Genomic DNA, 14,315 nt, shown 5'->3' with positions numbered 1-14,315 from the left:
CAAAGTATTGAGACGTAATCTGATTAAGATCAAAGGAAGCCCCTCCGTTCATTTTAAGTTACATAAAGTGTAGCATAAGTAATTCGCTTTCACAAGATTAAACCACCTATAGAAACAGAAAGAAAATCTTTATATATTTACTTTAATCGTCATTTTTTGCGAGTTCTTCTCACAACAAAAACAATGATTAATAATAGACAAATGGAAATGATAGCAACTTGCCACCAACTGAAACCGCTCACCATCTCCCCTTTTAAATCCACTTTCTTCGTTGGAACAGACTCTTTTGCAATTTGACGTAAAGCCACTTTGTCCGCCCCTGCCTCATCTAATCTCTTCGTTCCACTACAACTATTTGTGTGTAATTGTTTTTCAGATCCTCTTTGAGAAGAATATATTAAGTACTCTCCTCCTTCCACAAAATGAAACACACAATCACCACCATTTGTATATACAATAATTTGCGAAGAATTTGTCCCTTTCCAAATTTTCTTCACTTCAAATAATACTTCAATTCCACCTCCTTCTTTCCTTCCAACCTCAATTACTTGTCCCTCAAACACTACATCGTTTTTTTGAAAAGCCTCTTCTGCTGATACGTTAATACAATCACAAGCATAAGATTTCTCTGGAAAAATAATAAAAATAAAGCTACAAATAATGACAAAAGGCAACATGCGTAAAACTGTTTTCAAGGAGCCCAACTCCCTTCATTATCAATTTTAGAAACTTCTCGTATATTATTTTTACAACACTCGCTAAATTCCTCCATAGTAAGCTAAGTCGTTCAATACACTAAAAATCTATATTGACATTTTTATAACCTGATATTAGTATCAGGTTATAAAATAAAGTTAGGAGCTGTTCCTATGAATTCTAAATCCCGTATTACTGCAATTGGTACTCATGTTCCAGAACAAATATTATCAAATCATGATTTAGAAAAAATGATCGATACGAATGATGAATGGATTGTACAAAGAACAGGAATGAAGGAAAGAAGAATCGCTAGCGAAGATGAATACGCCTCAAACTTAGCCATTAAAGCAGTTGAAAATTTATGTACAACATATAAGAAAAACTTAGAAGATGTCGACTGTATCATTGTCGCTACTACTACTGCTGATTACGTTTTCCCTAGTGTTGCTTGCCAAATACAACAATACTTCAACATACCTCATACAATGGCATTTGATTTAAATGCCACTTGCGCTGGTTTCACATATGGCTTGCACGTCAGTAATAGCTTGATTACTTCTGGATCACATAAAAAAGTACTTGTCGTAGCGACAGAGACATTATCAAAAGTTACTGATTACACCGATAGAACGACCTGCATTTTATTTGGCGATGGTGCTGGAGCTATTTTATTAGAAAGAGATGAAAACAAACCAAGCTTTATCGCGTATCATATGGGCACAAATGGGCACGGCGGTATTCATCTATATAGAACAAACTTATCTACTACTATGAATGACACCCCACTGCAAACAAATGAAAAAATCGTTCAAAATGGAAGAGAAGTATATAAATGGGCAACACGTACGGTGCCAGCAGGTATAAAAGAACTATTACATACTGCAAATATGCAAAAAGATGATATAGACTGGCTCATTCCTCATAGCGCTAACTTACGCATGATTGAATCTATTTGTGAAAAATCTCAAATTCCAATACAAAAAACATTAACGAGCGTGGAATATATGGGGAATACATCTTCTGTCTCTATTCCACTCGCTCTAGATTTAGCTAGAAAAGAAGGGAAATTAAATAACGGAGACACACTTTTACTGTACGGATTTGGTGGTGGTCTTACACATTTAGGTCTTATTGTGGAGTGGGATTTAAGTTAAGTGCATGAAAAAGAGGTTCTAGTCAATAACTAGAACCTCTTCTTTAATTTCTTTCTCCTTTTCGAGACCATATCACAACAGGAATCAGCATGAAAGCTAACACTCCTCCAGCTAATGACAATGCCGCATAACTTGAATTCGCTACTACCATTCCTGACATCGCTCCACCAGAAGCTCCAGCTAACGCAATAAACACATCTATCTTCCCTTGTGTTTTTGCACGTGTGGAAGGTATAGTTGCATCAACAATTTGAGCAGTACCACTGATTAAACCGAGGTTCCACCCTAATCCAAGTAAAGACAAAGCAACGATTATTAGTATTAAAGAATCACTCGGCGCTATCGCAGCTATGACACCTGCTGCTAATAAGATTACTCCACCAGCTATACTCATCGTAGTTCTGCCAATTTTATCAATTAATATTCCTGTAACGAGAGATGGAAGATACATTGCACCTACATGAAAACCAATTACAAGACCTACTGCACTTAAAGCATGACCATGGTGCCCCATATGAACTGGCGTCATTGTCATAATTGCAACCATCACGATTTGTGTAAGTATCATTACGATAGCTCCAACCGTAATGCCTCTTTTATTTTCTTTCGCTTCTTCTGTTACTGGTTGCCCTTTATATGTATGCTCTTGTTTATATGTTTCTATCATATTAGCAATAAGTAACGGATCTGGACGTAGCATAACAAAAAGGACAAGACCCGCCAGTATAAACGCCACCGCTGATAATATGAACGGACCAGCAAGTTCAGGAATTCCAATTGAATGAGCAAACCTTCCCATTACACCTACTAAATTGGGACCTGCGACCGCACCAAAAGTCGTCAGTACCATCGTAATACTAATAGCAGTTGCTCTTTGCTTCTTATTCGCTAAATCCGTTCCAGCATAACGCGCTTGTAAATTTGTAGCTGTGCCCGCGCCATATATGAGTAAAGAAACTAGTAAAAGAATAATACTATTTATTAAAGCTGCCAACACAACGCCAATAGCTCCTAGTCCGCCTACTATAAAACCTGCTGCAAGCCCTACGCGGCGACCATACTTTTGTGATAACTTCCCAACAAAGAAAGCCGCTATCGCAGATCCCATCGTAAACATAGCAGCCGGTAAACCTGCAAATGCATCTGTCCCAAGCATTTGCTGCGCAAGAAGTGCACCTACCGTAATGCCAGCAGCCAATCCTGCTCCGCCAAACATTTGTGAAATACTTACGATTATTAACGTTCTTTTGTATAATTTTCGTTGTCCCTCTTCTGTATACATACGATTACTTATTAAAGCCCCCGCCTTATGTAACAATTCTTCATCCTCCCTTTAAAATTAAACCCTCTTGTTAATGTACTATGTTTAACGTTACATATTCAATGCCATTTTCCATTCTTCTCTTTCATTCTAAAAAACTTTCTAACCAAACTCGACTTCTCTCATGCTATATTAAAAATTCTACCATTCACAATATGTAATCAAAAAACAAAAAACAGGCTGCTATTAGCCTGTTTTCTTTACACTTCCTCTACTACTCTTCCACTTTTCTTTTTACTCAAAACCTTTCTTTCCGAAAATAACAAACTTACTAAAGCACAAATTAAAATAATTGGCACACTCGCTTTATATAAATCTGTAAAACTCATCGCCATCTGACTCTTAGCATAATGGTTTACATCATTCGAAAATGCGAGTACTTCTTTCTTTATACTTTCCTCTTGTTTTTCAACTTCATTTGTCACTTGATTCATAACTTCTTCTCTTTTTATATCTCTATATTCTACTGGAACAGCATTTAACACTTCATCTACTTTTTGGTGAATTAATTCGTCTTTTTTCTCTTTATGTAACCCTACAAATTTTTCATTTTGATGCTTTTCTACATTCGTTTCTATACTTTGATTCTCTATTTTTTCTTTTGTCATTTGTAATATCTCCGCTTGCTGAGCATTACCTACATGAATATTACGCACCTTTTCTTCTGCATAACGATATACATTCTCTTTATTTACAGTTAAGTTGTGAGTTAAGTTAGATACAAATATTGCGACCGCTAAAACAATACCTACTTGCCGCAACATTGACACGACACTTTGAGAAGCAGTTAATAATTCCCCTTCAAACGAAGAAGCACTTAAAACTGTAATTGGACCTACTACTAAACCATACCCAACACCCAATATCATACATGGAATAATAATTTCTATATTTGTTGAATTAACATCAATCATTTGCAACCAATAATAAGATAAGCCCATCACAAGAAAGCCTGATAAAATAATAGTTACTTTTCCGAGTTTTTTAATTAAAGTTGCTGCAGCTGGTGAGACAAAAAATATCATTGCTGAAATAGGTGTCACTAAAAAAGCTGCTTCAATTTCCGTTCGACCTTGTATTTTCGTCAAGAACGTCGGAAGCAATACAGTAACTCCAATTAAAAATACATTACTTAATATAACAACGATAGATGCTCCAACAAACATTCGATCTTGAAATAAATTTAAATTCACCATTGGATTATGAACCTTTCGTTCCACTAGAACAAATAGAATAAGAGAAATAGTGCTAATTGCATAACAAGACAAGGCTATATTACTTTGCCATCCCCATGTATTTCCTTTTACTAATATGAGAGTAAAAGAAAAAATTGCTAAGCTACTTAATAGTAGTCCTACCCAATCTATTTTTGAGATAATACGTTCTTCATTTTTTATTTGTAACATAATGCAGCATAAAATGATTCCAAGAATACAAATTGGAACATTTACGAAGAACACCCATCTCCAACCGAAATTTTGTGTAATAATTCCACCTATTACTGGACCCATCGCAGCTGATAGTCCCTGTGTTACTCCCAAAATCGCAAGTGCAACATGCCTCTTTGCTAATGGCATAGCTGATACGCCAATTACCATACTAGTTGGAAATAAAATCGCTGCACCTACACTTTGTATAAAGCGAGAAAAGATAAGAAAATCGCCCGTATTAGCAAAAGCACAAAGTACTGATCCACCACCAAAAATTATCAAACCAACAATATACATCTTTGCTTTCCCAAAAATATCAGCTATCCGTCCTAGCGGAATAGCGAGTACAGCTATTGTCATTGTATAAACATTTAATACCCAAGACATCTTTTCTAATGAAGTATTTACACTCGTTTGTATCGCTGGTAAAGCTATATTCATGATTGTCGTATCAATCATACAAAGAAATATACCTAAGCACATTAAAAAGACAATCTTAATACCCTTTGATTGTTCCATGTTCTTCTACCCCTTTATTTATTATGAACGTTTTTTCACTCTTCCATTTTATTGTGTTCTTTTGCTTCTAGTTGCTCTAGTTTTCTTTTCAAAGTCTCTACTTGAGCACTATACGATGCGATTCCTACATCAAGTGAAATTTCCTCAACAAAAGTAATACCTTCTCTCCACTTTTCATATTTCAGACGTAGATCCGCAATGTATGCTTCTTTCCTTTCAATTTCGTCCTTAATCCATTTTTTTATCGCCTGACCATCGCTGTAATTACCGAAATACATCCTCATTAAAAAATCTGAACGTAAAACATCTTTCTCTACATCCGTTTGCATGTATTGATAAAACTCTTCACGCCCTGCATCTGTAATAAAGTACATTTTCTTATTCGGTTTCCCTTCTTGCATAACAACTTCTTTTTTTATTTTCCCCTCTTTTTCCAACTGACGTAACGTTGGATAGATCATCCCAAAACTTCCATCAAAGAAATGAGTAAATACATCTTCAAACACAATTTTAATATCATAACCAGACAATTCTTTTCCCATTAATAAACCTAAAACAACATCTCTTCCTTTCAAAATAAGACCCCCACATAGTATATAATCAATAATCATATTAACAATGTTAATATGATTATTGATTATATACTTTATTCTGTTATTTGTAAAATGTTTCTAAATAAAAAACACCCTGTAATTTTATTGTTCAAAATTACAGGGTATTTCTACTTTATATTTCATAAACAAACTTTGTACTATTTTACAACTACATCTTAATTCATTTTAAAATCTTCTGTCTTACCTTCTTTCATCTCATAATAATACGAAGGTAATTCTATATTATGTTCTAACAGGTAATCCTCAATTAACGAAATAATTACTTTCAACGTTTTCAATCTAGCGTATAATTTATCGTTACTCGCAATAATTTGCCACTTCGCATTTGGCTTATTTGTTTTTTCAAACATTTCTTCCATTGCTTCAACATACTCGTCCCATTTTTCACGGTTACGCCAATCTTCATCTGTAATTTTCCATCTTTTCAAAGGGTTGTTCTCTCTATCTTTAAACCTTTTTAACTGTTCATCTTTACTAATATGATAGAAGAACTTCCCGATTATATAATGATCATCTGTTAATAGTTTTTCAAAATCGTTGATCTCGTCATACGCTCTCGTCCACTCTTCCTTTGTAGCAAAACCTTCAACCCGCTCAACTAACACACGGCCGTACCATGAGCGATCAAAAATAGTAATTTGCCCGTACTGAGGAAGTTTACGCCAGAAACGTTGCAAGTAATGGTATCGTTTTTCATGAGGTGCTGGTGCTCCAATTGGATTTACTTGAAACCCACGCGGATCAAGGTGTTCCGTCACTCGTTTAATCGCCCCACCTTTTCCAGCCGCATCCCAGCCTTCCATAACGAGCATAACTGCAATTTTTTCTTCTTTTACAATTTGCTGCAACGCTAATAAGCGCCTTTGATATTTTTCAAGTTTCTTATTGTACTTAGATTTCGATTCAATTCTTTTCGTTACATCTACTTTAGCAAGAACTCCATTTTCCATAAAACAAATCCCCCTTGTTGTATGACAATGTTATCTTACCATACTTTTGGTAATTTCTTCATAATTCTATTCCCTTTGACTTATACTTCAAATCGAGAACCAAAATGATAAATCACATCCGTACATACTTTATAGCACATCATCAACAAATGTATATTCCTATTAATATTTCAAACAAAAACAACCATCAGCTGATATATAAACAAGATAATGGTTGTTTGAAAATAAAAAGCTCTACGTGTTAACTATTCTCGATAAATATCTTCTAAAATTATATCTTCATTGACTTTTCCTCACATTGATTCAACGCTACATAACAAGCTCCATATACACCAGCATCATTATGTAATGATGCTAAAGCGATTTCCACCTTATTTTGATAGATATCCATTATTTTGTCATGGAACCTTTCTTGAATTTGTTTCAAAAATGGTTCACCTTGCTCTGTAATACCTCCCCCAATAATAATTAATTCGGGGTTAAATATATAAGTAATATTTACTAAACCAGCAACAACATACTGTAGAAACTGTTCATATACATCCTTTGCCAATCGTTCTCCTCTGTACATACGTTCTATAATTTCTTCACCTGTGATTGTACCTATCTCTAGCCCTTGAATTTTTGATGCTTCTTTATACTGACGAATCAATGCCGAAGTCGATGCATATCTCTCATAACATCCCTCTCCGCCACAACTACATTTTTCTCCATTATGAACAATTATCATATGACCAAGCTCTCCTGCTAATCCTTTCACTCCCTGAAGCATTTTGCCATTTATAATGATTCCACTACCAATTCCGGTTCCAAGTGTGATTAAAACAATATGTTCTTTCCCCTGCCCTACTCCTTTCCACATTTCACCGAGACAAGCTGAACGAACATCATTTTCAATACTCGCCACATACCCTGTCTCACTATAAATGTAATCTGCTATTTTTGTACCGCTATATCCCGAAATATTGGCAGAATACAGAACTTCCCCCTTGATATTATCAATAATCCCACACGATGATACACCTACAGAATGAATTTTATAGCTCTTTTCAAACTCATATATTACTTCACAAATGCGATACAAAATTTCTTTCTTTTGATTTTGTACTGGTGTTGTTATTTTCCCTTGTTCATGTACCATTCCTTGTTCATCAATCATTGCATATTTTATAAAAGTTCCTCCAATATCAAAACAAGCAACGTACTTCCCCATATTTCTCCCCTTCCTACTTTTAGACAATTGTAATTTCATTATAGAAATTCTCTACATTTTTAAGCTGTATGTAACCTGTTATTTCCTCAGCTGCGTTAGCCATTCCACACGCCACCGAAAAACGAAGTGCATCCTTTATCCCATACCCCTTTGCGAGTGCTAACGTTATTCCTGCAACCATTGCGTCACCTGAGCCAACGGCATTGATTGTTTTTATTTCTGAAATAATTGCCCTTATGCTTTCATCTTTCGTAATAAGTATCGCTCCTTCTCTTCCAAGTGATAACAAAACATACTGCACGCCCCCCTCGCAGATTTTAGTTGCTTCCGCAATCATTTCTTCCTGTGACACACGTTTTTTTTGAAGCAACTGACAAATTTCTTGCCTGTTTGGTTTAATTAAAAATGGTTTTCCTTGTATGCCATGCAATAATGGTTCTCCACTTGTATCTAATATGAATTTTTTACCGTTTTCAGCCGCCTTTTGTGCCAACTGTTGATAAAATGAATTTGGAATACCCTTAGGTAAACTTCCCGATGCAACAATAAACTCAAAATCTTTTACTATCCTTTCATATTTTTTTATAAAAAGAGCTATTTCATCCTCTGAAATAGCTGGTCCTGCTTCTAATACTTCAGTAGCTGACGCAGATTTTTTTGTGATTAACGCTATACAATTGCGAGTTTCTTCTTTAACGGAAACAAACTCATCAATAATTGATAAATCTTTCAATCTTTTTCTTATGAACTCACCATTACTACCACCAAGTAACCCAGCTCCTGTTACTTCTTCTCCAAGCAAACGAAGTACTCTCGATACATTAATGCCTTTTCCACCCGCAGTTTTTTCATAGTCTTTCGTACGATGTATTTTGTTTAGTTTTAATTCTCCTAATTCATATCGCATATCAACAGATGGATTCAATGTAATTGTCGCAATCATAAGAATATCTCCTTACACACGATTTAAACTTTTGCACATCTTTATTTTATCTGCAACAACCCGTTTCATCGCCATAATTGCATCTGAAAAATATTTACGCGGATCATTTTCTTCTGGATGAGAATGTAGATAATGGCGTAATGCTGTTCCGAATGCAATTTTTAGCTCTGTTGCAATATTTACTTTACAAATTCCTAAACGAATCGTTTCTTGCACTAAACTGTCTGATAATCCAGATGCCCCATGTAGTACAAGAGGAATATTGACTTGCTTTCTGATATTTATTAATCTTTGTAAATCTAATTTTGGTTCCCCTTTATATAGTCCATGTGCCGTTCCAATTGCAACTGCCAATGAGTCAATATTCGTGCGTTCTACAAATTCTTTCGCTTGGTAAGGATCTGTATAAATTGAGTTTTCTACTTTTATATCTTCTTCTATTCCTGATAATTGCCCTAATTCAGCCTCTACTGTTACTCCATATTGTTTTGCATACAACGAAACTTCCCGAACAATCTGAATATTCTCTTCAAATGGATGATGCGATGCATCAATCATAACAGAGCGAACTCCTGAATCAATACAATTTTTAATATCACTTATATCCTCATGATGATCTAAATGTAGGCTAATTGGTATTTCATATTGCTTTCTCGCTGCTTCAATCATATGCAAAAGATATTCTTTTCCCATATATTTTATTGTGCCTGGTGTAGCAGCTATAATAACAGGTGACCTAAGCTCTACTGCGGATTCAATTACTGCTTTTAAAGTTTCTAAATTATGAATATTAAAAGCCGGAACCGCATAACCCTGTTCTTGTGCATTTCTCAGTATAAATTGAGTTGAAACAAGCATACTCTCAAATCCTCTCTTTATTCTTTTTATATTTCATTTCTCCCCCTACAACTGTTCCTATAAGATCTAAATCCTCTGTTAATATAAGAAAATCAGCTCTTTTCCCTGGTGCTATACTTCCAATTTCATTATCAACTCCAATACTTTTAGCAGGAATTAACGATCCCATATGAACACATTCCCATAACGATGCATTTGTCCATTTCTCTATATTCTTCACACCATCAATAAATCGAAGTGTACTTCCTGCTAAAGAACCCGCCTCTGTTCGGGCAATGCCGTCTTGCACTTGGACAACAAATTCTCCTAAATTATATGTGCCATCCCCTAATAAGCCCGCTCGCATACAGTCACTAACTAAACAAGTTTTGTCGTATCCTTTACATTTATATAAAATATTCACTACGCTTGGATGTACATGATGTCCATCTACAATGATTTCACCATACACATGCTCAGTTGAGAGTACCGCTCCAACAACGCCAGGTTCACGGTGATGTAATCCTTTCATTCCATTAAACGTATGCACAAAAATCGTCGCTCCTGCTTGAATCGCATTCTGGCATATCTCATAGTTTGCATTCGTATGCCCAATTGCTACATGAATATTCTTTTTCACAGCATGATGTATACACGCAATAGCACCTTTCCTCTCTGGTGCCATGGCAATTTTTTTAATTGTCCCTTCTGATGCAACAATCCACTCCTCTAACATTTCAATGGTTGGATCAATAAAATATTTAGAGTTTTGTGCACCTTTATAGACCTCCGTAAAACAAGGTCCCTCCAGAAAAGCTCCAATAATATTGGCCCCATCCACTCCTCTTTTTTTTGCATGAGCTATATTTTTTAAAGCTTTCATTATATTTTCCGAAGAATCAGTTAATGTTGTAGGTAAAAAACTCGTAACACCATTTTCCAATAACATAATAGAAATATTGTTTAACGATTCATGTGTGCTATCCATTACATCATGTCCCGCTACACCGTGAATATGTGTATCCACAAATCCTGGAGAAATAATACTTCCTTCAAAATCCATTACTAACGCTCCGTCTACTATTTCTTCAACATGTTTTAGAAAGTAGCCATTTACAATATGTAAATATCCACCCTCACGAACACCATCTTCTAGTAGATACATAGATGCTTTGACATAGTAGTTCATAAATTGCTATTCCTTTCCTTTATAAGGATGTACTGTTACCCCTCGAACGATACGATTTACACTTCCACTTGGACAAGGGTTATCTGGAGTAATCCCTAATGCAATAGATTTATATAACGCTAAAATTTGTCCGTATAATATATAAATAAACGTAATATACATGTCATCTTTCAGATTGCGTCCGTCATTGCATAAAAACGTATTTGAATTTCGCCTTGCTTCCTGATTATCTTGATGTGCTATAACAATAATCTCGCTTCTTTCTTTCTCTTGAAAAAGCTCTTTTAATAAATCAAGATCATATTTTTTCGTATACTCATCATTAGATAAAAATAATACAACAACTGTATCCTTATCTAAAATTGATTTCGGTCCATGCCTAAACCCAAGTGTTGTGTCAAACGTAACTGGGATACGACCAGCAGTTAACTCTAAAAATTTTAAAGCAGCCTCTCGAGAAAGTCCCTCGAATACGCCTGATCCTAAAAATACAATTTTACGAAATTCTTTTTCTGCAATTCGTTGAATTTCCTGTTCTTGTTTTTTGATTACATCTTTTCCTAATCTTACAATATCCATAATGCTAGGTTCTAAAAGATGGGTCTGATTATAGTTACATAACATAAGTGCAGTTAACATCATAGAGGTAAAACTTCCTGTCATTGCAAACCCTTGATCGTTTGCCTCCTGTGGCATATACATAACAAAAGCGTTCTCTTTATGCTGAAATTGCTTCGCTAAATTTCCTTCTTCATTACATGTTAAAATAATATGATAAACTGAATGAATAATTTGTTCTCCTAATTGCGCTGCCGCTACACTTTCTGGACTATTGCCTGAGCGAGCAAAAGACACTAAAATTGTTGGGATGTCTGGCTGAAGATAGTAATAAGGACTTGAGACTATATTTGTTGTTGGAATGCTTTCAATATGCATTTTCTTTAAATCCGTAATCCTTTTTACATATGGAACAATTGTGTCTCCAACAAAAGCAGATGTCCCTGCACCAGTGAAAATAACCCTCACTTGTTCATGATCTCTTGAAATACGTGAAAAGAAGTCTATAATTTCATGATGTTTGCTTTGAAAATTCAAATATACTTGCTCCCAAAGATCTGGCTGTTGTGCAATTTCTTTCGCTGTAAAACACGCTCCATATGTTTCTCTTATTTCATCATTTGCATGTAATAACATTTCAGAACCCCCTTAATATTAGTCCACATCTTATCACGTCATCATTACCAGTTGAATTACAATAAGTATAACTATACTTATTGTAATTCAACTGTGTAAGTAAATTTATCTCCTCTTGCAATGGTCTGTGTGTATTCAATTATATTTTCTTTCGCATATGCAATACGTTCTAGAGATAAAGATGGTTCATTCTTTTCAACTTGTAGCCATGTTGCATGCTCTTTTTCTGCTGCAATCGCTTTGAAACTTTCCACCGCACGTGTGATATGAACTTGGTATTTTGTACGGAAAATCTCGTACATTGGTGTTTCTTCTAATTCTTTCTTCGTTAAATATGGAAAGAACTTTACAGGAATATAAGATGTTTCAAATAGCATGGGTTCTTTATCAGCTAACCTTAATCTCGTAATTTGATATACCTCTTCTCCATTGTTAAGATTCATAATTTTCGATATTTTTTTATCGCAATGAATTATGGAAAATGATACGACTGTTGATGATGGAACCTTTCCAAATTTTTTCATTTCTTCTGTGAAACTATAAAAACGGACAAGACTTTGATTAAATACACGAGGTGAGACAAAACTCCCTTTACCATGTTTTTTATAAATATATCCTTCTTTTTCTAATTCTTGCATCGTCTGCCTTACTGTTGTTCTACTTACATCATGAATCTCGCATAGTTCACGTTCTGATGGAAGCTTATCATGTTCTTGTAAATTCCCAGTTTCAATTTGCTCCACAATAATATCCATTAGTTGGTAGTATAATGGTGTTCGATTATCTTTTGCAATCATGTTTTACTCCCTCATCTATAAAGTTGTTATGACCAGTTTATGGCTATTATATCGAATGAAAATAGGAATTACCATTACTTTCTCACAGAGAAAGATAAGCTTATTCTATCTGTTAAAATTTACTTGAATCGTATATTTAATTTGTTTCTTTATATGCACTTTTCTTACTTTGCTAGATTCATCGATTGTTGTAACTCTGTCACATATTGCTTAAGATTTACTGTTTCACCCGTTATTCTTGATCTTTCAGCAGCAAATGCAATCAAATGACTATTTGCCGAAATCATTGCAGACGTTAAACTTTCTGTTTTATTGCTTTTTACCTTTTCGATAAAATCAGTCATAATTGCATTATCTGCTCCCATATGTCCACCTTCTATTGTTTTTGGGTAAATCGTTTCAACTTCACCTGAAAAATATTTGACCTTCAATTCATTTAATACATCATGACCATGAATTTCACCATGTGTTCCCATAATTTTAAACGTACGGCAACACTCTTTTGTAAATGCAGACATTGTAAAAGCAACTGTTACATCATTATCAAACAGCAAATTTACTACTTGATGATCCACAACATCATTGTCACAATGGTACACACAACGCCCATAAGGTCCCTTTTTTAGTGCCTCCAGTCTATTTTCAATGCTTGTATCAATAGAAACTACATTCGCTGGCCATTCATCTCTCTCATGTAAATACCATTTTAAAGCAGAATATTGGCAGTTTCCCTCAACTTCACAACCATCTGTACAACGTAACGTCGAACCCTTAGGTGCATGTTCGGATTTAAAATGAGTCAAACTTCCAAAAGATGAAATCTTTTCACACTCTGCACCCACAAGCCATTGTAGCACATCCATATCATGACAACATTTTTGCAAAATCATTGAACTTGATTCAGACTTATTACGCCAATTCCCTCTTACAAAACTATGTGCTTGATGCCAATGACCGACATTTTCATTCCATTGAATTGAAACGATATCCCCTATCTTCTTTTGATCAACAATTTCTTTTAAAGTCCTATAGAATGGTGCATACCTTAACACGTGACATACTGTTAATAACACGTTATATCTCGTGGCAGCCTCTGCAATTTCCAATGTCTCTTTAGGACTTGGTGACATTGGTTTTTCTAATAAAATTTTGTATCCCTTCTCAATCGCTTGCATTACAGGTTTATAATGAAACCGGTCGGGCGAACAAATAAGCAATACATCACAAAGCTTTTCTTTCGCTAATAACTCTTCCCATGTTTCAAATTGCATATCTTCCGAAACGTTATGCATTTCAGAGAATTTCTGTCTTTTTGCATTATCCAATTCTGCAACCGCAACAAAAGTTATCTCTGTTGGATGTTCTAACGCGTAAGAAGCATAAGCGTACATTCCACGACTTCCTGCCCCAATTAATGCCGCCGTAATCATACATATCCTCTCCTATTCTATTATT

13 protein-coding genes are annotated in these 14,315 nt (G+C 35.0%); 1 reads left to right on the top strand and 12 read right to left on the bottom strand.

The features are described 5' to 3' along the window. Positions 1 to 149: 149 nt before the first annotated feature. Positions 150 to 695 carry a cobalamin biosynthesis protein CbiN gene (locus PDK19_RS16485; RefSeq protein ID WP_080495769.1) on the bottom strand — a complete coding sequence of 182 codons (546 nt, stop codon included), beginning with the start codon at positions 693 to 695 and terminating at the stop codon, positions 150 to 152. Positions 696 to 869: 174 nt separating this feature from the next. Between PDK19_RS16485 and PDK19_RS16480 the strand changes: the two genes are divergently transcribed. After that, on the top strand, positions 870 to 1,853 hold the full coding sequence (locus PDK19_RS16480) for a ketoacyl-ACP synthase III (RefSeq protein ID WP_074568338.1): 984 nt from the start codon (positions 870 to 872) through the stop codon (positions 1,851 to 1,853). A gap of 43 nt (positions 1,854 to 1,896) precedes the next feature. On the opposite strand, the gene PDK19_RS16475 is transcribed toward PDK19_RS16480, so the two are convergent. From PDK19_RS16475 to PDK19_RS16425, 11 genes are all read right to left on the bottom strand, one after another. Continuing rightward, entirely contained in the window at positions 1,897 to 3,135 is a 1,239-nt protein-coding gene (locus tag PDK19_RS16475; protein ID WP_442868811.1) for an MFS transporter, read from the bottom strand. A 239-nt stretch (positions 3,136 to 3,374) separates the two neighbouring features. Beyond that, on the bottom strand, positions 3,375 to 5,123 hold the full coding sequence (locus PDK19_RS16470) for an MFS transporter (RefSeq protein ID WP_000438141.1): 1,749 nt from the start codon (positions 5,121 to 5,123) through the stop codon (positions 3,375 to 3,377). 35 nt (positions 5,124 to 5,158) lie between these two features. Continuing rightward, complete coding sequence (locus PDK19_RS16465; protein WP_000678338.1) at positions 5,159 to 5,698, bottom strand: PadR family transcriptional regulator; 540 nt, start codon at positions 5,696 to 5,698, stop codon at positions 5,159 to 5,161. 194 nt (positions 5,699 to 5,892) lie between these two features. Beyond that, complete coding sequence (locus PDK19_RS16460; protein ID WP_000427391.1) at positions 5,893 to 6,687, bottom strand: polyphosphate kinase 2 family protein; 795 nt, start codon at positions 6,685 to 6,687, stop codon at positions 5,893 to 5,895. Positions 6,688 to 6,958: 271 nt separating this feature from the next. Continuing rightward, positions 6,959 to 7,900, bottom strand: a complete 942-nt coding sequence (locus PDK19_RS16455; RefSeq protein ID WP_014893853.1) for an ROK family protein — start codon at positions 7,898 to 7,900, stop codon at positions 6,959 to 6,961. A gap of 19 nt (positions 7,901 to 7,919) precedes the next feature. Beyond that, positions 7,920 to 8,843 (bottom strand): 1-phosphofructokinase, encoded by a 924-nt coding sequence (gene pfkB / locus PDK19_RS16450; RefSeq protein ID WP_000562120.1) that lies wholly within the window; start codon positions 8,841 to 8,843, stop codon positions 7,920 to 7,922. A gap of 12 nt (positions 8,844 to 8,855) precedes the next feature. Then, positions 8,856 to 9,701 carry a tagatose-bisphosphate aldolase subunit GatY gene (locus PDK19_RS16445; protein WP_000961490.1) on the bottom strand — a complete coding sequence of 282 codons (846 nt, stop codon included), beginning with the start codon at positions 9,699 to 9,701 and terminating at the stop codon, positions 8,856 to 8,858. A 4-nt stretch (positions 9,702 to 9,705) separates the two neighbouring features. Further along, positions 9,706 to 10,869, bottom strand: coding sequence for an N-acetylglucosamine-6-phosphate deacetylase (gene nagA / locus PDK19_RS16440; RefSeq protein WP_001110427.1), 1,164 nt, complete (start codon positions 10,867 to 10,869; stop codon positions 9,706 to 9,708). Between the two features lie 6 nt (positions 10,870 to 10,875). Continuing rightward, positions 10,876 to 12,063 (bottom strand): SIS domain-containing protein, encoded by a 1,188-nt coding sequence (locus PDK19_RS16435; RefSeq protein WP_000924262.1) that lies wholly within the window; start codon positions 12,061 to 12,063, stop codon positions 10,876 to 10,878. Positions 12,064 to 12,140: 77 nt separating this feature from the next. Then, positions 12,141 to 12,860 carry a GntR family transcriptional regulator gene (locus tag PDK19_RS16430; RefSeq protein ID WP_000560690.1) on the bottom strand — a complete coding sequence of 240 codons (720 nt, stop codon included), beginning with the start codon at positions 12,858 to 12,860 and terminating at the stop codon, positions 12,141 to 12,143. A 164-nt stretch (positions 12,861 to 13,024) separates the two neighbouring features. Next, positions 13,025 to 14,290: a Gfo/Idh/MocA family protein gene (locus tag PDK19_RS16425; RefSeq protein WP_000626886.1), complete on the bottom strand. Its 1,266-nt coding sequence runs from the start codon at positions 14,288 to 14,290 to the stop codon at positions 13,025 to 13,027. Positions 14,291 to 14,315 lie beyond the last annotated feature (25 nt).

This window comes from Bacillus cereus group sp. BcHK124 (assembly GCF_027712065.1).
GTDB classification, from domain to species: domain Bacteria; phylum Bacillota; class Bacilli; order Bacillales; family Bacillaceae_G; genus Bacillus_A; species Bacillus_A pacificus.
Note: the sequence above shows the minus strand (reverse complement) of the source record. Positions and strands in the feature narration are given on the sequence as shown.